This window comes from Salinivibrio sp. ES.052 (genome assembly GCF_900141775.1).
Taxonomy (GTDB): domain Bacteria; phylum Pseudomonadota; class Gammaproteobacteria; order Enterobacterales; family Vibrionaceae; genus Salinivibrio.
This window is the reverse complement of sequence record NZ_FSRI01000001.1, coordinates 1212587-1236676: the sequence shown is the minus strand read 5'-3', so window position 1 is coordinate 1236676 and position 24090 is coordinate 1212587. Positions and strand designations below refer to the sequence as shown.

18 protein-coding genes, 1 tRNA gene and 1 pseudogene are annotated in these 24090 nt (G+C 48.7%); 18 read left to right on the top strand and 2 right to left on the bottom strand.

The genetic code is table 11. The annotated features are described in order from the left end of the window. Positions 1–107 precede the first annotated feature (107 nt). The 9 genes from BUQ98_RS05690 (at position 108) to BUQ98_RS05645 (ending at position 12691) form a co-directional block, all read left to right on the top strand. Positions 108–452: a DUF805 domain-containing protein gene (locus tag BUQ98_RS05690; RefSeq protein WP_074212894.1), complete on the top strand. Its 345-nt coding sequence runs from the start codon at positions 108–110 to the stop codon at positions 450–452. An 88-nt stretch (positions 453–540) separates the two neighbouring features. Then, the gene (locus BUQ98_RS05685; protein WP_175566291.1) at positions 541–1062 is read left to right on the top strand and encodes a GrpB family protein; all 522 of its coding nucleotides are present in this window, start codon (positions 541–543) and stop codon (positions 1060–1062) included. 168 nt (positions 1063–1230) lie between these two features. Then, positions 1231–2436, top strand: a complete 1206-nt coding sequence (locus BUQ98_RS05680) for an EAL domain-containing response regulator (protein ID WP_254813881.1) — start codon at positions 1231–1233, stop codon at positions 2434–2436. Beyond that, positions 2433–7217 (top strand): PAS domain S-box protein, encoded by a 4785-nt coding sequence (locus BUQ98_RS05675; protein WP_074212892.1) that lies wholly within the window; start codon positions 2433–2435, stop codon positions 7215–7217. Before BUQ98_RS05680 ends, BUQ98_RS05675 begins: the two co-directional genes overlap by 4 nt. A 16-nt stretch (positions 7218–7233) precedes the next feature. Beyond that, a complete protein-coding gene (locus BUQ98_RS05670; protein WP_074212891.1) occupies positions 7234–8160 on the top strand; it encodes a sensor domain-containing diguanylate cyclase in 927 nt (308 codons plus the stop codon). Between the two features lie 156 nt (positions 8161–8316). Further along, a tRNA-Leu gene (locus tag BUQ98_RS05665) sits at positions 8317–8403 on the top strand. 302 nt (positions 8404–8705) lie between these two features. After that, positions 8706–10655, top strand: coding sequence for a methyl-accepting chemotaxis protein (locus BUQ98_RS05655; RefSeq protein WP_074212889.1), 1950 nt, complete (start codon positions 8706–8708; stop codon positions 10653–10655). A gap of 86 nt (positions 10656–10741) precedes the next feature. Further along, a complete protein-coding gene (locus BUQ98_RS05650; RefSeq protein ID WP_074212888.1) occupies positions 10742–11620 on the top strand; it encodes a LysR family transcriptional regulator in 879 nt (292 codons plus the stop codon). 144 nt (positions 11621–11764) lie between these two features. Continuing rightward, entirely contained in the window at positions 11765–12691 is a 927-nt protein-coding gene (locus BUQ98_RS05645; protein WP_074212887.1) for a YeiH family protein, read from the top strand. Between the two features lie 20 nt (positions 12692–12711). On the opposite strand, the gene BUQ98_RS17025 is transcribed toward BUQ98_RS05645, so the two are convergent. Beyond that, entirely contained in the window at positions 12712–12858 is a 147-nt protein-coding gene (locus BUQ98_RS17025; RefSeq protein ID WP_175566290.1) for a hypothetical protein, read from the bottom strand. 269 nt (positions 12859–13127) lie between these two features. Between BUQ98_RS17025 and BUQ98_RS05640 the strand changes: the two are divergent. Then, positions 13128–13760, top strand: a pseudogene (locus tag BUQ98_RS05640) (cation transporter); the annotation flags it as partial. A gap of 344 nt (positions 13761–14104) precedes the next feature. Continuing rightward, positions 14105–15124 carry a S66 family peptidase gene (locus BUQ98_RS05635; protein ID WP_074212885.1) on the top strand — a complete coding sequence of 340 codons (1020 nt, stop codon included), beginning with the start codon at positions 14105–14107 and terminating at the stop codon, positions 15122–15124. A gap of 65 nt (positions 15125–15189) precedes the next feature. On the opposite strand, the gene BUQ98_RS05630 is transcribed toward BUQ98_RS05635, so the two are convergent. After that, positions 15190–15696, bottom strand: a complete 507-nt coding sequence (locus BUQ98_RS05630; protein WP_175566289.1) for a ubiquinone anaerobic biosynthesis accessory factor UbiT — start codon at positions 15694–15696, stop codon at positions 15190–15192. Positions 15697–15915: 219 nt separating this feature from the next. Between BUQ98_RS05630 and BUQ98_RS05625 the strand changes: the two genes are divergently transcribed. The 7 genes from BUQ98_RS05625 (at position 15916) to dcuC (ending at position 24033) form a co-directional block, all read left to right on the top strand. Then, entirely contained in the window at positions 15916–16911 is a 996-nt protein-coding gene (locus BUQ98_RS05625) for a ubiquinone anaerobic biosynthesis protein UbiU (protein ID WP_074212884.1), read from the top strand. Between the two features lie 9 nt (positions 16912–16920). After that, on the top strand, positions 16921–17796 hold the full coding sequence (locus BUQ98_RS05620; protein ID WP_074212883.1) for a U32 family peptidase: 876 nt from the start codon (positions 16921–16923) through the stop codon (positions 17794–17796). Between the two features lie 46 nt (positions 17797–17842). Further along, positions 17843–19171 (top strand): anaerobic C4-dicarboxylate transporter, encoded by a 1329-nt coding sequence (locus BUQ98_RS05615; protein ID WP_069362579.1) that lies wholly within the window; start codon positions 17843–17845, stop codon positions 19169–19171. A gap of 28 nt (positions 19172–19199) precedes the next feature. After that, a complete protein-coding gene (locus BUQ98_RS05610) occupies positions 19200–19691 on the top strand; it encodes a GNAT family N-acetyltransferase (RefSeq protein ID WP_074212882.1) in 492 nt (163 codons plus the stop codon). Beyond that, positions 19688–20086, top strand: coding sequence for a VOC family protein (locus tag BUQ98_RS05605; RefSeq protein WP_074212881.1), 399 nt, complete (start codon positions 19688–19690; stop codon positions 20084–20086). Before BUQ98_RS05610 ends, BUQ98_RS05605 begins: the two co-directional genes overlap by 4 nt. Positions 20087–20306: 220 nt before the next feature. Next, positions 20307–22484 (top strand): catalase/peroxidase HPI, encoded by a 2178-nt coding sequence (gene katG / locus BUQ98_RS05600; protein WP_074212880.1) that lies wholly within the window; start codon positions 20307–20309, stop codon positions 22482–22484. Between the two features lie 181 nt (positions 22485–22665). Beyond that, positions 22666–24033, top strand: coding sequence for an anaerobic C4-dicarboxylate transporter DcuC (gene dcuC / locus BUQ98_RS05595; RefSeq protein WP_074212879.1), 1368 nt, complete (start codon positions 22666–22668; stop codon positions 24031–24033). Positions 24034–24090: the final 57 nt, after the last annotated feature.

Below are 24090 nucleotides of genomic sequence, written 5' to 3'. Positions count from 1 at the left end.
GGTGAAGACAAAGCAGTTTAATGTCTTCAACTTGACATAGTATCTGACTGTTTGCTCGTTCTATGATATGTCCTGACATTTTCCCATGAACGAAACTAGGTAAACACATGGAATGGTATCTTCACGTCCTACGGAACTATGTAACATTTTCTGGCCGAGCTCATCGTCGTGAGTATTGGATGTTCGTGCTCATCAACTTTTGTATCTCGATAGCACTGAGTATCGTTGGTGAGCTAACAGGGTTGGTCATACTGAGCTTTATCTATTCACTGGCTGTTTTGTTACCAACCTTGGCGGTGACCTCAAGACGTTTACACGATACGGGTCGATCCGCTTGGTGGATGCTAGTTGCTCTTATCCCTATATTAGGTGTGATCGTCTTGTTAGTACTCTGCGCGTTAGAAGGAGAGTACAACAACAATCAGTATGGGCCTAGCCCCCAGAGTGCGTAAGGCATTTACTGTATTATCTTTTTATTTCGATTTTCAAAGTCGGTGATATCATCGGCTTTTTATTTATTAATATAAGTGCCTTCCGATAATGAAAATCGATACCTATCAGATCGTCCCGGCCAGCTTTTCACCATGGCGATCAATCTATCTTGAAGTGGCTGCGGCATTGGCTCAGTATATCGCCACATCGCGTATTGACGTGCTGCATTTTGGTTCAACATCAGCCAACGTCGGTGGTAAAGGAATCATTGATTTATCTATTCTTTATTTCCCAGGAGAGCGTGAAAACGCTGTTGCTCATCTTTACGCGCTCGGTTTTCAAGATCAGCACAGTAAGCAGCCTTTTCCCGAACACCGACCTCGTAAAGACGCCTCTGTAACCTATCAAGGTGAACGGTTTCTGATCCATGCCCACGTGATTGAAAAAGACAGCGACGAACATCACCGTCAAATGGCGTACAAGCAGTATTTGCTTGATAACCCAGGTGTACGGGCTGAGTACGAGGAAAAAAAACGCGCCATTTTAAAAGCAGGCGTTAGCGAACAAGACAGCTATGTAAAACATAAAGCGCCGTTTGTGAAAGCGGTTCTCAACGACATCAGTGATTGAATATACGCTCAACGTCCCTCTCTTACTCTTTTCCACACGTCACTAGACTTTAGTCGTATAGGTGGATTGTCACTCAAGTGCATACGCTATGGTTGGTCTATAGTACTAAAGTTAGCACGAGGTGGTGAACCTTGAGGCGTTTGCTTTTCTAAAGGGCGAAGAGGGGCCGTGAGTGACTTCCAACAGGGAATATTAGTTGTTGATGATCAGCAAGTGGTTCGGCACACCCTATTTTTATGTCTTCAAAACCTTGGTTTTAAAAATATTTATCAGGCTGAGAACGGACGCGAAGCGAGAAAAGTCCTAAACGCTCACTCGATTAAATGCGTATTTTGCGATCTCAATATGCCGGTCGAAGATGGGTTTGAGGTACTCAAGTTTTTGGAAGCGCAAGCTTATCCAGGCGCCATTGTATTAATGAGTGGCGAGGAGGAGGAAGTGCTGGCCTCAACCGCCAATTTGGCGCGTCTTTATCAACTGAATATCATCGAATGTGTGGCCAAACCGCTTTCATTTGCAACAGTGAAACAATTGCTGACCGCCAGTGAGCGTGTACTAGACATAGAGGGGAACCACGCACCGCATTCACCGCCGCCGCTCACCGCCAAGTTACTAAAAGGATACATAGATAAAGGAGGGCTAAACGCGTTTTTCCAGCCGCAAATTTCCTTGTCCTCGGGTCGCCTCAAAGGGTTTGAGGTGTTGGCGCGGTTGTTCAAGCCTGACGGAAGCATGGTATTCCCCGATCAGTTTATCCCCACTGCAGAAAAGCATTTCGAGAGTATAACCGAGCTGACCAAGCGTGTTATTGAGTGTGCGTACCAAGATATCAACCAACATGGGCAAGATATCGCCAATTTATCCTTTGCCTTTAATATCTCCGCCAAAGTGTTGGAAGCGGCGAATTTTCCTCAGTGGTTACAAGCAACAACTGCCAAGTATCAATTGCGTCCTGAACAGGTTATTTGTGAGCTAACAGAGACGGCATTTACCACCGATCAAGCGACCATCGATACCCAAATGCTGCGCTTAAAAATGATGAAATTTAAGCTATCTATCGATGACTTTGGCACCGGCTACTCGTCCATTGCCCAACTGCATGCGATTCCTTTTGATGAGCTTAAAGTGGACAAGCGCTTTGTGCTCGATTGTTTATCCAATACCAAATCTGCGGCTGTGGTTGAGCAAAGTATCCAACTCGCAAAAGCAATCGGAGTAGATGTGGTGGCTGAGGGGATAGAAAACAAAGATATTGGTGACTTTGTGAAGTCACTGGGGTGTGACATAGGGCAGGGCTATATGTACGCCAAGCCAGAGCCACTGGCTGTTTTCGATTGGAATTCAGCCGATATTAAAATTCGGACGCGCGAATGAAATTCTCTGTTAAGTTACCCATTATTTTGTTGATGCTGGGCGGATTAATGCTCACATCCGTTACTGTGGTCTCTTGGAAAGGTCGAGATCTGCTTCAGGAAAGCACATTAACCAACATAGAGCGAGAAGCAGCACTCTTAATCCGATTGATAGAGAGAAATCTATTTGAAAGGTATCACGATGCACGCGCGTTTCCTTTGTCTCTGGGGAAAGTGGAATCAGATAGCCTGAGTAGCCGCCAAGTAAATGACAATACAGTAAGAAACCTTAACGAGTTAATCGCTAATTATAAAGTCTACCGTCGCATTGCGATTGTGAGTATGGATGGCGAATTACTTGCGATAAATAATCAAAATAAACATGGTAAATCGCTTGCGCCTCTTGAACTTTCCAAAGCACAAATTATGAACAGTGTTTGGTTCAATGAGATCCTTAACGGCCAAACTCTCGCCCCTGAACAGCCGAACAGTACGTATGTAACCGGACCAGAGCGTTTTATTTTCGGTTCCAATTCTTTCTCTTACGACATGATTTTCGCTTCCGTTATCCGGAATACCGATAATCAACCTGTCGGTATATGGGTGAATGTGGTCGATTTTTCCACGGTTGAGTCGATTGTGGCCGAAAGCTACGAATTACTCGCTAAGCGCGGGCTAGTCAGTGCGGAATTAACCCTATTAGATAGTCAGGGGCGTATTATCGTTGACTATGATCCCGTGGGACAGAATGAAGCGAATTATCAAAGAGACTTTCAAGTTCTGGGTAAATTAAATCTGGCGACTAACGGTGTTGAGGGGGCGAGATTAGCGGTTGCTGGATTAACGGGATCCAACATCTCGACGCACTATAGAAAACAAGTGGATCAAGTCACAGGGTTTGCCCATACCGAAGGGGCATACGATTACCCTGGCTTGGGTTGGTCAGCGATGATTCGCGTCGAAGTTGGAGAGGCGTTGCTTGCGCCCAATACGCTGTATAAAAACTCTTTTATCATGACTGCCACCTTACTGTCTTTGGTTGTACTGCTTGCATTTTATGTATCACGGCAAGTTTTCAAGCCTTTAGGTCAGCTAAGTACCGCGGTGCGAAAATTGGCGCGGGGCGAGCATAATTTTTCGCTGCCGGAAAGAGACCGACGTGATGAAGTGGGTGTGATGGCTCACGAGCTGCTTACATTGCGCGATATTGTCAGTGAGCGAGAAAGCTTAATTAAAGAAACCGAAGAGCAACGTTTTCAGCTTGATATTCAAAGTCGCGCAATTGAAGCAACGGCAACGGGGATTATTGTTACTGATGTCAGGCTTGCCGATTACCCGATCATTTATGCCAATAAAGCGTTTGAATCATTAACGGGGTACAGCTCGAAAGAAGTGGTGGGTAAAAACTGTCGCTTTTTGCAGGTCGATGATCGCGATCAACCTGAAATCGATCGCCTCCGCTATGCCCTTAAAAACGCGCTATCTTGTTCTGTCGTGCTACGTAATTACAAAAAGGATGGCACCCTTTTTTATAACAATTTACGCCTTGACCCCATTTTCGACGAGGATGGGGCGTTGACGCATTATATTGGGATGCAGTCTGATATTACTGAGTTAAAGCAAGCCGACGACGAAGCGAAACTAAAGCTAGAACAGGAAATACAGCGGCGAACCCAAGATCTGCAAGAGTCTGAGGGACGGTTGAGAACCGTGTTCGATACCGCGCTGGATGGCATGGTGGTGATCGATTCACAAGGCCATATTCTGGAAGTAAACCGTTCTCTAGAGCTTATCTTTGGTCGAATTCGTGAAGAATTAGTCGGAGAAAATGTCTCTGTATTAATGCCTGATAGGTATAAAAAGGACCATGATGGTTTTGTAAACCAGTACCAATTAACTGGAAGTAAAAAGCTGATTGGCACACCAAGAAAACTGCAGGGGTTACATAAATCTGGGCGTATATTCCCCATCGAGGTGTCCGTCGGAGAAACCTGGTTTGGTGACACACAAGGTTTTGTGGGTGTCATCAAAGATATCACCGTCGAGGAGGACGTTAAGCAGCGAGAAAAACGTCTACAAGATGCGTTGAAAGAAAGAGAAGTGATTTATAGAACTGCTTTTGATCAGGCAGCAGTAGGTATATGTCGTGTTGACCTGGATGGGAACTTTATTGAGGTCAACGACAGAATGAGCGAGATATTGGGGTATAGCCAAGAAGCGTTGTTGCAGCTCAGTTACCAAGACATCACCCATCCAGACTACCTGTCAGTCAGTCGTGAACACGTTGCTCAACTCGCCTTAGGCGAGAGTCGTTCGTTTTCGATGGATAAACAATACATCAAGCAAGGTGGAGAGTCTTTGTGGGCAACGGTGTCGGTTGCGACCGTACTTGATGAAGGCGGCGCAACCAAGTATTTCATTGCTGCCCTGGAAGACATTAGTCAGCGCAAGGCAATTGAGAGCGAACTACTCTCAGCGAAAAGGGCACGAGATGAGCTGCTTCGAGGGATGCAACTCGCATCGGATGCGGGGGGTATTTGCAATTGGTCAATGGATGTGAAAACAGGTGAGCTTAAGTGGGACGATAATATGTATCGTCTGTATGGGATTGAGCCTGGGTCCACGGTGAACTTTGAGGTTTGGCAGGCGTGCCTGCATCCCGACGATCGCCAAAGTGCGAACAAAGAAGTAGAAATGGCACTCAACGATAGTAATGTCTTTAATGCCGAGTTTCGCGTGATCCATCCCGATACTCAAAGAGTCAGTTGGATCAAAGCTGCGGGGAATGTGGTGAAAGATGAACAGTCGGGACGAGAAGTGTTATTTGGGATCAATCTAGACATCACACATGATCGACAGACGCAAGCCAAGCTAGAAAAAGAATCTGTGATAGCGAGAAAAGCCAATGATGCCAAATCTCGCTTCTTAGCTACCATGAGTCATGAGATCCGCACACCAATGAATGGTGTGATTGGTATGGTGGACTTATTAAAAGAAACCCCGCTAGAGCCAGAACAGTCGAAAATGGTTTCGACAATTCGGGACTCTTCTTTCTCGTTACTTGAAATTATCAACGATATTCTTGATTTCTCCAAAATCGAATCGGGACAGATGGAGCTGGATCCGACTGATGTGAACCTACTCGATTTAATAGAGAAGACTTTAGAAGCATTATGGGTCAATGCCCACCAAAAAGGCGTCAAACTGCTTTTTGCACATGACTACGGCATCCCTGATTTTATCTTGATAGACCCGGTACGAGTGCGCCAAATCCTTCTTAACTTACTGGGAAACGCGATTAAGTTCACCAGCAAAGAGAAAGAAGGAGGGCATGTTTTTGTGACCACAGCGTATTGCCATGATACTCAGATGCTCTCACTCAGTATCCAAGATACCGGCGTTGGGATGACTGACGAACAAATGGATAAACTGTTTAAACCTTTCACACAGGCGGACAGTTCGACAACGCGCCGGTATGGCGGCACTGGGCTAGGGCTGAGCATCTCAAAATCATTTATCGATATGATGGGCGGTAAAATTGAAGTCGAGAGCGCGTTCGGTCAAGGCAGTACGTTTACCATTCGGATTCCGGCGCCAAGCAGCAATAAGACACATGAGATCAACCGGCGTTATCAGTTTTCGGCATACACGTTTGTTTTGTTCATTAACGATGAGCCACTGAAAACGACTTGTTTAGCATTGCTTGAGAGCTTACATCCAGGAGCGATCATCGATGCATCAGCGGCGGAGCTGACTAACTGGCAGCCGGATAGCATGATTGCAGTCTCGACTGATAAAAGCAGTATGAATAGACATCCAAATATGCGCTGCTTGTTACTGGGAGACGGGTTTGGTGCAAGTGATGCTTATAAGCACCCAGGGCCGTATCGGCTCAGCCATCATCCTCTTAAGCCCAGTGAGTTTATACTTGGTGCCGCGGTGATGTGTGGGCTGGAAAGTCCTGATGTTGACTGGAGCGAAGCAATCAGTAGCGAAGCATTTATCTATGGCAGTCAGTTAGATGCAAAAGCCTGTGGCACTATTCTCTGTGCGGAAGACCAACCGACTAACCAGCTTGTGCTAGCAAAGCAGCTTAGTCAGATCGGCTATCAATTTGAGATGGCATCTGATGGCAAGGAGGCGTTTGAGAAGTGGCAACAAGGCGACTTTGCGATGTTACTCACCGATTGCCATATGCCAGAAATGGATGGTTTCGAGCTGACCGCAGAAATACGTCGTAAAGAAACAGAAGAGAAGCGGCCACGTACGCTGATCATTGCCATTACTGCGAATGCACTTGTCGGAGAAGCGGATCACTGTCTGCAATCTGGCATGGATGATTACATCTCTAAGCCTGTTGAACTAGAGACGCTTAAGCGGGTATTAGCATTGCGGCTGAGAGGGCGTGCGTTGCGTCAAGGCGAGTCGGTGCTGACTGAGAGTAGCGATGACAACGCCTGCAGAGAGTCATTGATTGATGAGAGTCAGCTCGAGAAAGTTATTGGCAGTTCAGACCAAGACATGAAGCGTGCGATACTGTCGATGTTTTGGGATAGTGTGTCGGCGGATGTCAGTGCGCTTGAGCAGGCCATCGTCAGTGCTAACTATGACAAGATGAGAGCGATCGCGCATGGGGCGAAAGGCGCATCTGCTTCAAGTGGGGCTATCCGTTTGAGTGAGTTATTCCGAGTAATAGAAAAAAACAGTCATGATACTGAACAAGTAAAAGCGGTATTTACTGAAATAAGTGCAATGATGACGGCAATTGAAACCGATCTGCGGGAAGAACAAATCATTCAATGAATGTAAGAGGCGCGATGTGATACATATCAACACGCAAGACCAAATCCCTTTTGAGCACTTTGAAAAAGCAAGTCGCGATACACTCAAGTACTTGAACAAAAAGTTTGGTTACGGCACGTGGATGATGACTCGTAAGCATGAAGATCAGTGGGTTATCTTACAAGTAGAAGGGAACAAATACGGTATTGATGAATTGACCACACTGACGTGGAGCGATTCAATGTGCAGTCGTATGGTGAAGGGAGAAGGGCCGAGGTGGGCTCCGGATGTTGATAATGTCCCTGCATATGTGAACGCGCCTATTTACCGAGCTGAGAATATTAAATCGTACATTGGCATTCCCGTGTGTTATTCGAATGGTAATTTGTTTGGCACCTTATGTGCGATAGACACGGAACCGGTCGACCGCATTCCTTCCGATGGCTTAGAAACCATCGAGCTCGTCTCCAAGCTACTTTCCACGCTTTTGCAACTTGAGCTACAAAACATTGCCTTGTCACGAAAGCAAATCAGCTTCTTACCCTCACAATTAAAAGACAACGAAACCGGGTTTCTCAATCGATTAGGTTGGTCACTTTATTTAGAAAAGGAAGAGAGCAATATTCGCTCGGTGGGTACGCCTGTGCATGTTATCGCGCTGGATATCTCTCAACCCGACAAGTCGACCCATTCAAAGGATACGGCAATCACCGCACTGTTTGTGTCCATTCTCAACGGCATTTTACACGACAATGGTTATATCTCCCGTTTAGGGGAAGACATCTATACCATGCTCTGTGCAAACAGAACCGAAGAGCAAATTGCAGCCATGGTTGAACGTATTGCGCATGAGTTGAGCGAGGCGAGTATTCCCGTCTTGGTTGGCTTTAAAAAGCATCGATATGGTGACAGTCTGGATTCGACCGTAATTACTGCCATCAAAAGTGTCCGACAATCCGTATAGGCGAAAGCTATATACTATTCAGTATCCCTGCTCGCTTTTCAACCATTTGAATCAAAAAGAATAAAAGGTTATTGACCTCTCTTTAAATTTCATTAAAGTACACCCTCGTTCGCAGCGCAATCTGCGGACTATGGTGCTACCACGCATAACTGCGTTGCCCTGGTGGTGGAATTGGTAGACACAAGGGATTTAAAATCCCTCGGCGTTCGCGCTGTGCCGGTTCAAGTCCGGCCCGGGGCACCATAGCACTCTCTTCATCCTATCCATTTTTCTCCCAAGTAAATACTCGTACTTCCTGAGCGCCCGCTGTCATATTTTGCAACAAATGACTGATATTCCCTTGTGATGAACAGGGTTGAATAATGATGTATCCACAGCAGAATAAAGCATAAATGCACTGACCTTTCGTCGACTATTTCCCTTTTCCTCCCTGATTTCGCGAAAATAAAATATATTGTGCCGTTTGCGATTAACTCGCCATGTTTGCCTAGTTTGCTGACTAATATTGATATGTTGGTTAGTAATGATAATAAAAAGGACAGCATATGCGTTGGCAAACTCTTTCGATCAGGAAGCGTATTTATATCGTGTTATCGACAATTTTGGTACTGAGTACCTTGATAGCGATGGCACAGCAAGCCATGTTATCGGCGAACAAGCAGCTTGATGACTTAAAGAATATTATTTTGCCTAGCCAGCTTAGAGGATTGGCTTTTGAGATCAGTAATGAATTGCAACCTGCGATCACTGGCTCCAACTTTCTCGCGCACCATTCTGGGTTAATTAATTGGGTGGATAACGGCGGTGACTTAACCAATCTCGCACCAATTCATCAGGCCCTGTCTAATGCTAAGACGCGGTTGGGGGCCGATAACGCATTTGCCACGCTCGATACTGCGCAGGGGAAGTATATTTTCACCTATGATGGTGAGCATCGCAGTGCCTCGATGAGAACCTATCCGTTTAAAGATTTTTACCCGAATTTCCTTGGCAAGAATCAGCCCTATGAGCTGAACATGAACAAAGATCCGAATGGCAATCAGTATGTGATTTTCATTAACTATCGAAGTGTGCCAGAAAATCCTGCAACGGGTCAGCCTTACGTTGTAGCGGGTGTAGGGTTTAATGTCAGTAGCTTGGTGAATCTGGTACAGGGGTTTCGTATTGGCGAACAAGGCCGTGCAATGTTAGCAACACATGATGGGAGTGTGCAGGTCGCATCGACTGATTCCGCGATCAATGCCGATAATGCCAATAAGTTCCGTGAGGCTATCACTCTAGGTCGCGATAAGCCGGTGATCAGTGAAATTAACATTGATGGTGAACCCTTTTTTCTAGGATCGTACTGGTTGGCTGATCTTGACCGTTTTGTGGTGGTTGAAATTCCTAAAGCACAAATTACCGATCCGATTTTGTCGCAATTTATTCAGTCTCTTTTAGTCACTTTCGTTTTCATTGCGGTTGCGCTTGCCATTACCCATTGGGTGATCAGCAACTTAACCCAACCGATCAAACAGCTGAGCGAAGAAGTGGACATGATTGCGAACCAGTTAGATCTTGGGCATCAAATTGCCGTGAATGATCAAGCAGAAGTCGGACGACTGGCTCATAAAATTAATGGCTTGCTAGCCAGCATTCGCGATGCATTGCAATCGGTGAACCATACCGTCGATGAGTCACAGTCTGCTTTTGGTGTACTCAAGCAACAAGCCCACGAAGTGAATCAAGCGGGGATGGTGCAGCAGCAATCACTACAAACGATCTCTGCCGCTAGCCAAGATATCACCGAAATCACCACTGAGGTGACGGATTCGGCCAATCACGCCGGCGAGCTCTCTCAGGCCGGTAATGCGGCGCTCCAAGACGCGTTAAGTGGTATGCACACCAGCTTGCGGCACATCGAACAGCTGGGAGAAAATATGACCTCGAGCCAGAGCAGCTTGGATGAACTCAATCATCATATTGAGAATATCCTCCGCGTGCTTGAGGTAATCAGTGCAATCTCTGAGCAAACCAATTTACTGGCACTGAATGCGGCGATTGAGGCCGCGCGGGCAGGGGAGCATGGCCGTGGGTTTGCGGTGGTGGCCGATGAAGTGCGCTCGTTATCTCAGCGTACCGGTGATTCAACCAGTGAAATTCAAGAAATTATTAATCAACTGCGGTCGGCGTCGGACAATGTGACGGGGCAAATTAACCAAGTTAGCCAAGATAGCCAGCATAGTCTCGAGACCCACCAACAAGCGGTGGATAATATGCGCACCTTGGATAGTCATTTGCAGCAATTGTTTGAACATAATGGGCGGATTGCCGAGGGGGCCAATACGCAAAGTGGCGCGGTGAATGAAATCAACCAGAGCATTGAGGAGCTCGCTCAACAGGGCACGCGCACCCAAGACGTGTTTGAGCAAAGTGAGCAGGCGGTGAGTGGCTTTGATTTACGGATGAAAGAGCTCACCAAAAAAGTCAGCGCGTTTAAAGGGTTGAATACATAATCGTCGATAGCTTAAGGATACTGACGCGATGCAATAACGCTTTGTGTCTTTGCCGCGCTCCGGTAGGATAGCGCGAGGAGGGCGGCATGAATCTAACCCAAATCGATGCGTTTTGTGCAGTCGCAGAGACCGGCTCAGTGTCTGAAGCTGCACGTCAACTGGATGTGAATCGCTCACGGTTGAGTATGGCGATAAAAGCGTTAGAACAGTCACTTAACGCGGAATTGTTTTACCGCACTGGTAACCGCCTGACACTGTCGGAAATTGGCAAAGCAGTGTACAAAGACTTCGAGAGCATATCGGTCACCGCGGCACGTATTCGTCGCACATGCGAGCAAGCTAATGCGGGCTTCAACGCGGAGGTCTGGCTCGCGCGAGATGATGCCATTCCTGACCAGCTCTGGCAGGATTGGGCCCATCAGCTTAACAAGCGCTATACAGCCACTTCCTTTAACCTTGTGTTGGCGTCGAGCGGCGATTTAGCCAACTTGGTTGAAACCCAACAAGTCGATTTTGCGTTTGGGGTTGATTACGAGCGTATTGACGATCCGCGTATCAATTATCAGCCACTGGGTAAAATTCGCATGATGTCGGTGTGCAATAGCGATCATCCGTTGAGCCGACTGCGCCGGGTCAGTGATGATCAACTGCGTAACGCCATGCAAGCGGTGATGGTCTATCTCAATGAAAAAGATAACCCAGAGCTGCAACCCTTTTCACGTCGCTATATCGGCTTTTCTAGCTTTGAATACATGCTCAATACCATCTTGCAAGAAGAGGCGTGGGGCGTGCTGCCTGAACCACTGATCCGCCACTACCTTCGCGAGCAACGTTTAGCCGTGATTAAGCACACTTATGGTTTAACTCAAGAAGATTACTGCTTATTCACCGCCTCAGGAATGGCGGAGCACCCGGGTATCCAATGGCTGAGTGACAGCATCACCAACTACTTATTCGATTTCTAAATGCGCACCTCGATCAGTGATTCTTTTTTATCAATACGTTGCGCTCCTTGTTAAGTAATACTTAACCTAGGTTAAAAAGTTTAAGATTTTCTGAACGATAATCGAGCGCTACAATGCCGTCACTGAATTTCACCGAGTATCGTTATGACCGCATACACGCGTTATCTCCCTTTTTCATTGGCTGTTTTAGTTTGTTTAACCCCTTGGGTAAGCTCGCCGATTGCACTGGTGTTGGGCTTTTTGCTTACATCCTTGGGCTGGGTGCCAAGCGCAATACCGCTCACGAAAATCACCAAAAAGTTACTGGCCTATTCCATTGTCGGTTTGGGGTTTGGTATCCCGCTGCAAGAGGCGCTAGCCGTAACGGGCGACGGGATAGGGCTGATCATTGCCACCATTGCGGGCACGCTGGTGTTTGGCACACTATTGGCCAAACTCATGGGACTGGATAAAAAGACCGGTCACCTGATTGCCTCAGGCACTGCCATTTGTGGCGGCAGTGCAATCGCGGCCGTCTCGCCTGCCATCAATGCCGATGACAAACAGATTGGTCTCGCGCTAGGCACGGTGTTTGTATTGAATTCATTGGCGCTGTTTGTGTTTCCTATGGTAGGACATGCGCTGGGGTTAGATCAGCACACGTTTGGAACCTGGGCGGCGATCGCGATTCATGATACATCATCAGTGGTGGGCGCGGCGTCCGCTTATGGTGAGCAAGCACTAACGACCGCCACCACCCTTAAACTTGCGCGCGCATTATGGATTGTGCCTGTGGCGTTTGTCAGCGCACTCATGTTTCGCAGCCACGCTAAAAAAATCACGATTCCTTACTTTATCGTTTTTTATTGTGTGGCGATTGGTATCAGCGATGCCTTTGTCCAAGCGCAACCGATCTATGAGGTGATTTTCGCCGTCGCGAAGCAGGTATTAGTGGTGTGTTTGTTCTTGATAGGCTGCAGTATTTCTGTCGTCCAGCTACGCGCGGCAGGCCCTAAACCCCTGATTTTTGGCATCGCGCTGTGGATGATTATCTCCTGTACGTCGCTTGCTTGGCTGCTCTTAGCCGCTTAGTCTTTGTCGTTGCCTCAGGCTCACTCTTGCGGCGTGTCCTGAGGCAAGCGTAATACTGCGACCAACAGAAAAGCACTGAGTGCCGCACCAAACTGCCACCATCCCGTGCTGGTGATTGCGAGGAAGAGCTGCAAAGTAATCGCTGCGAGCAACACACCTTTTTTCATTTTCTTAGTCCATAAAGAATATAAATGTAGTATTAGTATGCGCAAAAGTTATATGCAAGCAAAATGCGATTTTGCGCTATCTCATAACTAAAACTTGTCTAGGACACTCACTGTCAGAAAAGCTGACAGCAGGGATTTAATATAAACATTTGATTTATAACATATTATATGCCAAATGAATGGATTGGTGAAAACATCAGCAAGTTCACGTTTGTAAAGTGGCGCAGTAGCACCAAGAATATGTGCGTGTTTTCTTCTTTTGGTGTTTTATGTCTCCTCAAAACGTGATCAATGAAAAGTCAGTCTTAGTGTTTTCAGCCCTTTTAGCATTAGGGTTTGCCATCGCCGGTCTGGCCGTAGGATGGTTTGCTGGCTCTTTAGTGATTATGTTCGACGGTATCTACTCGTTGATAAGCTTAGTGTTAACTTTGTTGTCACTGGGTGCGTCATGGTATATCCACTCGCGCTATGCTCGGCCGATTACGCGCGCGCTGCTCACACCGCTTGTCGTCGCCATTAAAGGGGCGGTAATTATGCTGTTGGTGAGTTATTCCCTTTACGAAGCGGTGTCATCCTTAGTGGCGGGTGGCCGAGCGGTTAATCCGTCGTTAGCGGTGCTGTTTGGTATCATCAACGTAGTTGGCTGCGGCTATGGATGGTGGATGATTGCGCGCAAAAACCAAGTAGGGCAAAGCCAGTTGGTTGAGGCGGAATCGCGCCAGTGGCAAATGGATACCTTACTAAGTCTTGCGGTCACATTGGGCTTTTTAGGCGCTTGGTTAGTGGCCTATTCCCCTTGGTCGGATTATGCGGTTTATGCGGATCCTATGATGATGGTATTGATGTCGTTCTACTTTATAAAGGTGCCCTTCATCATGGTGCGCAACGCGTTAAAAGAGCTCGCGCCTGTCACGGTGAAGTGGTATCGCGCCCGATCGGTGGCGTAACAGGAATACGTCGCAACTAATCCCTAGCAAAGGTACCCAATATAGATGCAAGGGTTAGACAAATACCGATGGTGGCGCTTAGCCGCCTTTTTTACTCTATTTTATGCACTATAACTTTAACTTTTTATGTTGGAATTCATATCAACATAAACAGTATGGCAAGTTAATTGCCGCTACCACAGAGGCTGAACTGGCGAGTATGTATGATTTGTATCATCGTTGTTTGCTCAATGAGTTCATTGTGATTGTCTCGCCTGTCTGATTTAATCGTAGGGAGATTAAATATCAAGGATGACAATATGTTACTGCCACCACCTCTTAAAAAAGGCGAGACAATTGGCTTTTTCTCGCCATCATCACCTGCCACTGTACTTGCGCCCCAACGGTTTGAACGCGCGGTGGACTATGTCAAAGCACAAGGCTTTGATCTGAAGGCGGGGACATTGACAGGGCAATCGGATCACTATCGCTCAGGCTCGATCAAGGCGCGTGCCGAAGAGCTCAACCAGCTCATCCGTGATCCGAGTGTGCGCTGCATCATGTCGACGATTGGCGGAATGAACAGCAATGCTTTACTTCCCTACATCGATTACGCCGCCTTGGCTGATGATCCTAAGATCATTGTGGGTTATTCGGACCTCACTGCCTTACTACTCGGTATCTATGCCAAAACGGGATTAATCACGTTTTATGGACCTGCCTTAGTGGCGTCTTTAGGGGAGTTCCCGCCACTGGTCGATGAAACCTTTGACGCGTTTCGAGCAGTAACAGCTGAGAATGTAACGCTGCCCATGACCTATAAGAGGCCTGCCCAATGGACGGATGTCATGATCGATTGGGGCGAACAGACAGAGGCAAAACCGACCTATGAGAATGCATGGCAATTTATGGGTAAGGGTCAGGTAAATGGCCGTATTATTGGAGGCAATCTCAATACGCTGAATGGGATCTGGGGAACGCCTTATATGCCAGCGATTGAAACAGGCGATATTTTGCTGATTGAGGACTCTTTGTTGGATATTGCCACGGTTGAGCGCTCACTCGCACACCTAAAACTGGCCGGGGTGTTTGATACGGTAGGCGCGGTGTTACTTGGTAAACACGAGCTGTTTGATGACAAAGGAGCGGGACGTTCAACCTATGATGTTCTTGAAGAAATACTCGATGGGCAGCCGCTCGCTGTGGTTGATGGTTTTGACAGTTGCCATACGCATCCGATGTTAACCACGCCTTTAGGTGTCCAAGCCTGTATTGATTTTGAAGCCCAGACGGTCTCACTCACGCAACCTTGGCTGGTGGGTGAGCACGCTGGGCAATGAGCCTGTATTAGTAAGCCACACCGATACGTTAGCGATGGTGGGCGCCTTATCGAATAGCCAAGCCTCTACAACGCGAGTTTAGTGAGGTAGTGATGGCTTAACGTCAGTGAGCGTGCCAGTGGTTTGGGTAGGGTGTCGATTTCGAGGCTATCAAGTAAGTTTTTCACATGCAGTCCGAGTTCGGTATCACCACTGATACTGAGTTGGCGCTGGAAAAACAGCGTATCCGGATCGCAATAGTGAGTCGCCATTTTCAAAAACGCTAACCAATTTCCCTCGATACTGGCGTCTTCTTCCCCCGATAAACGTACCAATAATTGGTTGTCTTCGTTCAGTGATACGAACCAATTGGCGTTGAGATCGCGCAAACCAATGCGAATGGTGCGGCCAGCAAGAAAATCGAACTCGTCCTCTGCCAGCGGCACCGCAAAAGCGGTATTCATGACCTTCGTTAGCACCTGAGCTTGCAGTCCTTGTGGTAATTGAGTGATCGCTTTTAGTCCCGGTGTAATCAGGTTTGGTTGGGGCATTGGAAGACTAAGGGGTTGTTGGGTGATTGGGTTAACGAGCATTTGGCTTTCCTTTGGTGCCAATGGTTGAATGCCACTAGAGTAGCGAGGTTGAATGCTACGCCATTGGATCCGAGTCAAAAATGAGAGGATTTTTTGTGCCAACAGCGTCATTTATCGCGATTTTTGTCATCATGGAGAAGTGAGCTTGATACATATCAACCCCCCACATTAGCAACGCCTCTATCTTAGCCGGACAATCATAAAATGGAATGCAATGTTATGGAGCTCCTTTGTCCGGCGGGCAATATTCCGGCGGTTAAAAAAGCGATCGAACATGGCGCCGATGCGGTGTATGTCGGCTTAAAAGATGACACCAATGCGCGCCATTTTGCGGGGCTGAACTTTACCGACAGCAAATTGCAGCGTGCCAGTCAGTATGTACATGACCACGGCAAAGACTTGCACGTTGCCATTAATACCTTTGCTCATCCTGATGGTTGGCGCCGCTGGCAATATGCGATTGATAGCGCCGCTGGTAATGGTGCCGATGCGCTGATCCTTGCCGATATGGCCTGCTTGGAGTATGCCGCCAACACCTATCCCGATTTGGATATACACCTTTCTGTTCAAGCATCCGCCACTAACGCTGGGGCGATCCGCTTTTATCAGCAGCAATATGGCGTTAAGCGAGTGGTATTGCCGCGGGTGCTGTCTATTCATCAGGTTAAACAACTAGCACGCGATACCGATGTCGACTTAGAGGTATTTGCCTTTGGCAGCTTGTGCATTATGGCCGAAGGGCGCTGCTATTTATCGTCTTATCTTACCGGCCAATCGCCCAATACCGTGGGCGCTTGCTCACCGGCGGCATTCGTGCGTTGGCAAGATACTGAGCAAGGGCTGGAGTCGCGCTTAAACGGGGTCTTGATTGATCGGTACCAAGCCGATGAGAAAGCGGGGTATCCCACCCTTTGCAAAGGTCGTTTTTGTGTCGACGGTAACCGCTATCACGCACTGGAAGAACCCACCAGTTTGAACACCTTAAGTGTCCTGCCTGAGCTTTATCGCGCCGGGATCAAATCGGTCAAAATCGAAGGTCGTCAGCGCAGCCCTGCGTATGTGGAGCAAGTTGCACGGGTATGGCGTCAAGCGATTGATCGCTGTGTTGCCAACCCCGAGGCATTTGACATTGCACCGGATTGGGCGCACTCGCTCGATAGTCTTTCTGAAGGGGTGCAAACCAGTTTGGGTGCTTACCATCGCAAGTGGCAATAAGGAATTATGATGCAATTTTCTCTCGGGCCAATCCTATATTACTGGCCTAAGGCTGAGGTTGAAGCCTTTTATCAAGCGGCAGCAGACAGCCAAGCCGATGTGATTTATCTCGGTGAAACTGTCTGTGCCAAGCGGCGAGAGCTGAAAACCAAAGACTGGATCGGGCTTGCACGTGAGCTGGTCCAGTCTGGCAAACAAGTGGTGCTCTCGACCATGGCGCTGATTGAAGCGCCCTCAGAGCTGACCATGCTGAAACGCTACTGTGACAATGATGATATTCGCATTGAAGCGAATGACGTGAGCGCGGTGCAGTTTTTAAGTGAGCGTCGGCAGCCCTTTGTGGTGGGGGCCGCCATCAATTGCTATAACCCACAAACACTGAAGCAATTTGTTGACCTTGGCATGACGCGCTGGGTGATGCCGGTGGAACTTTCGCGCGACTGGCTGGTGAATATGTTAAACGGCTGCGATGAACTGAGTATTCGCGACCGGTTTGAGGTCGAGGTCACTGGTTATGGCTACTTACCGTTGGCTTACTCGGCACGCTGTTTTACTGCGCGCTCAGAAAACCGCGCCAAAGATGACTGCGAGCTGTGCTGCCTCAACTACCCCAATGGGCGGTTAACGGAATCCCAAGAGGGCCAGGCCGTATTTGTGCTAAACGGCATTCAAACCCAGTCCGGGCAGTGCACCAATCTCATTAACGATTTACCGTCGATGCAAGGGCTGGTGGACGTGGTGCGGTTAAGTCCACTGTCGCTTGACACCTTGCACTGGGTAGACAAATTCCGTGCTAACCAAGCAGGCAATAACCCGCAACCGCTCAACCACGATTGCAACGGCTATTGGCACCACTTGGCAGGCATGACACAAGTTCTAGGCTGAACACATAACAAAAACAGCCTGCGTAGTCGGGTAGAGAGGTGAGGGTATGTTGTATTTAGAGTTCTTGTTCTTACTGCTAATGCTGTATATCGGCTCCCGATACGGGGGCATTGGGCTGGGCGTGGTCTCAGGGATTGGCTTGGTCATTGAAGTGTTTATCTTCCAGATGCCGCCAACGTCACCGCCTGTGACCGTGATGCTGATTATTCTTGCGGTCGTCACCTGTGCCTCTATTTTGGAAGCGGCAGGTGGCCTTAAGTATATGCTGCAAGTGGCCGAGCGATTATTGCGTAAAAATCCAAAACGCGTCACCTTGATTGCGCCGTTTGTCACCTATGCCATGACCTTTATGCTTGGTACCGGTCACGCGGTGTATTCCATTATGCCGATTATCGGTGATGTCGCGCTGAAAAATGGCATTCGTCCAGAGCGCCCAATGGCCGCGGCGTCGGTTGCCTCTCAAATCGCGATTACAGCCTCGCCGATTTCTGCTGCGGTGGTGTATTACCTTGCACAGCTTGCTGATATTCAACATGACATTACGTTAGTCTCGATTTTGTTGGTGACTGTCCCCGCCACCTTGTTTGGTACCTTGCTAATGTCTCTGTACAGCTTGCGCCGCGGCAAAGAGCTGGATGACGATCCGGATTACCAAGCGCGCTTACAAGACCCCGAATGGCGTGAGCGTATCGAAAATACTACAGCGACCTCGTTAGATGAGGTATTACCCCGTTCCGCGCGCAATGCGGTGTTATTGTTCATCAGTGCCATCGTTACCATTGTGATTATCGCGATGTGGCCAGAGATCCGCACAGTGGCAGGGGCGAGTAAGGCCATCAGCATGTCGGTGGTCATTCAAATGATGATGCTCTGCTTTGGCGGGATCATACTACTGGCGACCAAAACGGATCCGCGTAATGTGCCGAATGGCGTGGTGTTTAAATCTGGGATGGTGGCGGCCATTGCTATCTTTGGGATTGCTTGGATGTCAGACACTTACTTCCAATACGCGATGCCGCAATTTAAGTCGGGAATTGTGGAGATGGTCACTCAATATCCGTGGTCTTTTGCACTTGCCTTGTTTATCGTGTCAGTGGTTGTTAATTCGCAAGCCGCGACCGCACGGATGATGTTGCCGGTGGGTCTTGGGTTAGGGCTCGATCCTGCGCTGCTTATCGGTATTATGCCGGCCGTGTATGGGTACTTCTTTATTCCCAACTATCCTTCTGATATTGCGACCGTGAACTTCGATGCATCCGGCACCACCAAAATTGGTAAATGGTATTTCAACCATTCATTTATGGCGGTTGGCTTAATTGGCGTGGTGAGCGCTTGTGCGCTCGGTTATGTATTAGGGCAGATTTTTATCGCCTAATACACAAAAGGATTTAAAGGACACAAGGATGCAAGTGAGACGTGCCTCGGTTGAGGACTTGGATGCCATCTTCGCCCTGAATGTACAAATTGGTGACATGCACCATCAACATGCGCCGCATCTGTTTGCAACGCCTGGCCCAAGCGGTCGGGCGTTTTTGCAGCAAGCGCTGCAAGAAGCGGATAAGTACTTTTGGGTGGCAGAGCATCAAAACAAAGTGATTGGCTTTTTGTCGGCAAGGCTGGAGTCGTTTGAACACATCCCTCATCTGGTTGACGATCCCATGTGTCATGTGAATACCATTGTGGTTGACCGTGATGCGCGAGGAACCGGTGCAGGTAAAGCGTTAATGGCGGCCTGTACCCAATGGGCGAAAGACAATCATGCCACTGTGATTAAACTAGAAGTGATGACGTTTAATCAGGATGCGCAGGCGTTTTACCATGCGCTGGGGTTTACCCCAGACTCTATCACCATGATGCAAACATTGAATTGCGAGCCGGAGGCGCCAGCACAATGATTGATAAAGACACCGTGATGCGGGTGGCACGACCCACCGACAATTTGGCCGACATTACCAACATGTATTGCGATGGGCTGGGGTTTGAGCTATTGGCGACGTTTTCTGGCCATAATGATTTTGATGGCGCCATTATTGGTCATCCACATCATAACTATCACCTTGAATTTACCCATCATCGCGGCACCCATGTCGGTCCAGCACCGTCACAGGAAAACCTGTTGGTCTTTTACTTGCCGGATCACGCTGCATGGCAGACTGCGTGTCAACAAATTGAAGCCGCTGGGTTTAAACCTGTGCCGAGCTACAATAGCTACTGGGATAAAGACGGGCGTACTTTTGAAGATCTGGACGGTTATCGGGTGGTACTACAAAACCGTGAGTGGGCATGGTAGAGCAGGAATGTTAGAGCAAAGCGACGAATTGACTCAGGCGTGAAGGTGAGTGTCAGCAATCACAGTAATTGGCAAAACAGATTAGCGCGGATGTCTCATGCCTATTAACGTTGTATTAGTCGGGACAATCATGCACTTCGCCTGATTGCCTATTAACGCAATGCGCAAGCTGATTCGCTGTGAAGAAAGCTTGTCGAACAATAAGAGCAAGGAGAAAGCAATGTCTCAACAACGCTCAACGTCAGGTGGCCAGTGCCCTGTCATGCACGGCAGCAAAACCTCGGAAGCGATGGCACACAAAACTTGGTGGCCAAACGCGCTAAACCTCGACATTCTTCATCAACATGACAGTAAAACCTCCCCCTTTGATGATGATTTCGATTATCACGCCGCGCTTAAAACCCTCGATATCAATGCATTAAAAAAGGACGTGAAAGCGTTACTGACCGAGAGTCAGTCATGGTGGCCCGCCGATTGGGGACATTATGGTGGCTTGATGATCCGCATGGCATGGCACTCCGCGGGGAGCTATCGCATTGCCGACGGTCGCGGTGGCGGTGCCACCGGTAATCAGCGTTTTGCGCCTTTAAACTCATGGCCGGATAACGCCAATCTCGATAAAGCCCGCCGCCTGTTGTGGCCGATTAAGAAAAAATATGGCAATAAAATTAGCTGGGCAGATTTGATCTTGCTGGCGGGGACGATGGCGTATGAATCGATGGGCTTAAAACCCTATGGGTTTGCATTTGGCCGCGAGGATATTTGGCACCCTGAGAAAGATACCTATTGGGGCGCAGAGAAAGAATGGCTGGCGCCAAGTGATGCTGAAAACAGCCGCTACTCTGGTGAACGCGATCTGGAAAATCCATTGGCGGCGGTGATGATGGGGCTGATTTATGTCAACCCAGAAGGGGTGGATGGCCATCCGGATCCGCTTAAAACCGCGCAAGACATGCGTGTCACCTTCGAGCGTATGGCGATGAACGATGAAGAAACGGTTGCACTCACCGCAGGTGGCCATACTGTTGGTAAGTGTCACGGCAATGGCGATGCGGAACATCTCGGCCCCGAGCCGGAAGGGGCAGCGATTGAAGAGCAAGGCTTAGGGTGGAACAACCACCAAGCGCGTGGCATTGGTCGCGATACGGTCACCAGTGGCATTGAAGGGGCGTGGACCACCCATCCCACGCAATGGGATAACGGCTACTTTTATCTGTTGTTTAACTACGAGTGGGAATTGAAGAAAAGCCCAGCAGGCGCGTGGCAGTGGGAGCCCATCGACATCAAAGAAGAAGATAAACCTGTCGATGTGGAAGACCCCTCTATTCGTCGTAATCCCATCATGACGGATGCCGACATGGCACTCAAAATGGACCCAACCTATCGCAACATTGCGGAGCGTTTTTATCAACATCCCGAGCAGTTAGCGGATGCCTTTGCTAAAGCCTGGTATAAACTCACGCACCGCGACATGGGGCCTAAATCGCGCTATATCGGCCCAGATGTGCCAAGTGAAGACTTGATTTGGCAAGACCCTGTACCGGCAGGACGCACTGATTATGACGTCGCGGCGGTAAAAGCGGATATTGCCAACAGTGACCTGACACTGGCAGAGAAAGTGACGACCGCATGGGATAGTGCGCGAACTTATCGGCAATCCGATAAACGGGGTGGGGCGAACGGCGCGCGGATCCGCCTAGCGCCACAAAAAGATTGGCAAGGGAACGAGCCGGAGCGTTTGGCGAAGGTAGTCAACGTGCTGAGCAATATCGCCCAGAAGCATCAGATTAGTTTGGCCGATACCATCGTGCTGGCAGGCAACCAAGGGATCGAAGAAGCCGCAAAATCGGCTGGCGTCCCCGTCGACGTCCCTTTTGCGCCCGGTCGTGGTGATGCCACGATTGAGCAGACTGATGTGGCTTCGTTTGAGGTGCTAGAACCGGTTGCAGATGGGTTCCGCAACTGGCTGAAAAAAGACTACACCGTTCAGCCTGAAGAGTTACTGCTCGACCGTGCCCAATTGATGGGACTCACGGCCCCTGAAATGACAGTATTGCTGGGCGGAATGCGCGTACTGGGGACCAATTATGGCGGTGCGTCGGAAGGTGTGCTGACTGACCGAGTGGGGCAGCTAAGTCATGACTTTTTTGTCAACCTGACAGACATGGCGTATCAATGGAAACCCATCGGCCGCAACCGTTACGAAATCATTGCACGCGACTCTGGTGCGGTGAAGTGGACGGCAAGTCGCGTTGATTTAGTGTTCGGTTCAAACTCTATTTTGCGTGCTTACGCTGAGTTTTACGCGCAAGATGACAACCAAGCCAAGTTTGTGCACGATTTCGTGGCGGCGTGGGTGAAAGTGATGAACGCTGACCGCTTTGATCTTCAACACTAGCCGATGACTTAACCAAGACAAACTGTGATCGCCAAGCCGCCTTTTATTGAGAGGCGGCTTTTTATTTGTCTTAAATCAAGCTCGGGTTTGGTTGTTGTCGTGCTACAGGCAGGGGTTTAGTACAGTGAGCTGAGTAAATTCCATCCCATTCTTTTATCTTTATTATCTGGCGGAGTGAATTATGCTAGAACTGCTCATTGGGCTCGTTGTAACAGTGGCTGTGGGCTACTTCATTGTCAAAGGCTATCGTGCTGCAAGTACCTTGCTAACCGCAGGGATTTTATTACTGATTATCACTGGGTTAATCGGACACAGTGTGCTGCCGGCTAAATTAACGTCGACGGGCAACCTGTTTACCGACTCGCTTGAATACGTGAAATACATGCTGCAATACCGGGGTGGCGGCCTTGGGATGCAAATTATGTTGTTGTGTGGCTTTGCGGCCTATATGTCGCACATTGGTGCCAACAACGTCGTGGTGAAACAGTTCTCTAAGCCACTCTCGGTGATTAAGTCACCTTATGTGCTGCTCGTAGCGGCTTACATCGTGGCGTGTTTGATGTCGCTGGCTGTCAGCTCTGCAACTGGGTTAGGTGTCCTTCTGATGGCGACCTTGTTCCCTATGATGACCGCGATGGGCATTTCTCGTCCTGCTGCCACCGCAGTGTGTGCGTCACCTGCTGCTATTATCTTGTCACCCACGTCGGGGGATGTGGTGATTGCGGCGGAAAAATCCGGGTTGCCTCTCCATGTGTTCGCGGTTGAAACCGTATTGCCGGTCTCTATTTGTGCGATTGTCGTGATGGCCGCCGCGGCTTACTTTTGGAATAAATATCTGGATAACAAAGAAAACACGCCGATGGAGCGTGTGGATGTCTCTGAGATAGAAACCCACGCGCCTGCTTATTACGCAGTGTTGCCGTTTTTACCCATTATCGGGGTGTTCCTATTCAATGGGAAAACCATCGAGGGGCTGTATCTTGATATTTATACCATCGTGGTCTTGTCGATCTTTTTGGGGGCATTGGTAGACTTTGCGACCAAGAAATTTGATGGCAGAAGAACGCTAGAAGACCTCGATGCTTGCTATGAAGGCATGGCAGACGCCTTTAAAGGCGTCGTGATGCTGTTGGTGGCTGCTGGCGTATTTGCCCAAGGCTTGATGTCGATTGGTGCGATTGACAACTTATTGGGCCTAGCGGAAAGTGCGGGCGCAGGCGGTATCGCGCTGATGTTGTTGCTAACCCTGCTCACTGTGGCGGCAGCGATTGCGACCGGGTCGGGCAATGCACCTTTCTATGCGTTTGTCGAGCTTGCCCCCTCGTTAGCTGCGAAGATGGGGCTTAACCCGGCCTTTTTGATTATCCCCATGTTGCAAGCATCTAACTTAGGCCGCACGGTTTCGCCCGTGTCGGGAGTGATCGTAGCGACATCTGGGATGGCAAAACTCAGCCCGTTTGAGGTGGTTAAACGCACTTCGGTGCCAGTTATCTGCGGGTTAATTACTGTGATATTTGGCACGCTTGTATTGGTGCCGATGATGGCGTAACGTCACAAGGCATGGAAAGCCCGCGTGCAAGTGCTCGCGGGCTTTTTTAATCGTATC

Coding starts and splice junctions, on each gene's coding strand:
- BUQ98_RS05630 (WP_175566289.1), bottom strand. CDS start 15,696: ATGCTCGTTAACCCAATCACCCAACAACCCCTTAGTCTTCCAATGCCC.
- BUQ98_RS05615 (WP_069362579.1), top strand. CDS start 17,843: ATGTTGTATTTAGAGTTCTTGTTCTTACTGCTAATGCTGTATATCGGC.
- BUQ98_RS05635 (WP_074212885.1), top strand. CDS start 14,105: ATGTTACTGCCACCACCTCTTAAAAAAGGCGAGACAATTGGCTTTTTC.
- BUQ98_RS05690 (WP_074212894.1), top strand. CDS start 108: ATGGAATGGTATCTTCACGTCCTACGGAACTATGTAACATTTTCTGGC.
- BUQ98_RS05650 (WP_074212888.1), top strand. CDS start 10,742: ATGAATCTAACCCAAATCGATGCGTTTTGTGCAGTCGCAGAGACCGGC.
- dcuC (WP_074212879.1), top strand. CDS start 22,666: ATGCTAGAACTGCTCATTGGGCTCGTTGTAACAGTGGCTGTGGGCTAC.
- BUQ98_RS05620 (WP_074212883.1), top strand. CDS start 16,921: ATGCAATTTTCTCTCGGGCCAATCCTATATTACTGGCCTAAGGCTGAG.
- BUQ98_RS17025 (WP_175566290.1), bottom strand. CDS start 12,858: ATGAAAAAAGGTGTGTTGCTCGCAGCGATTACTTTGCAGCTCTTCCTC.
- BUQ98_RS05655 (WP_074212889.1), top strand. CDS start 8,706: ATGCGTTGGCAAACTCTTTCGATCAGGAAGCGTATTTATATCGTGTTA.
- BUQ98_RS05625 (WP_074212884.1), top strand. CDS start 15,916: ATGGAGCTCCTTTGTCCGGCGGGCAATATTCCGGCGGTTAAAAAAGCG.
- BUQ98_RS05610 (WP_074212882.1), top strand. CDS start 19,200: ATGCAAGTGAGACGTGCCTCGGTTGAGGACTTGGATGCCATCTTCGCC.
- katG (WP_074212880.1), top strand. CDS start 20,307: ATGTCTCAACAACGCTCAACGTCAGGTGGCCAGTGCCCTGTCATGCAC.
- BUQ98_RS05685 (WP_175566291.1), top strand. CDS start 541: ATGAAAATCGATACCTATCAGATCGTCCCGGCCAGCTTTTCACCATGG.
- BUQ98_RS05605 (WP_074212881.1), top strand. CDS start 19,688: ATGATTGATAAAGACACCGTGATGCGGGTGGCACGACCCACCGACAAT.
- BUQ98_RS05645 (WP_074212887.1), top strand. CDS start 11,765: ATGACCGCATACACGCGTTATCTCCCTTTTTCATTGGCTGTTTTAGTT.
- BUQ98_RS05675 (WP_074212892.1), top strand. CDS start 2,433: ATGAAATTCTCTGTTAAGTTACCCATTATTTTGTTGATGCTGGGCGGA.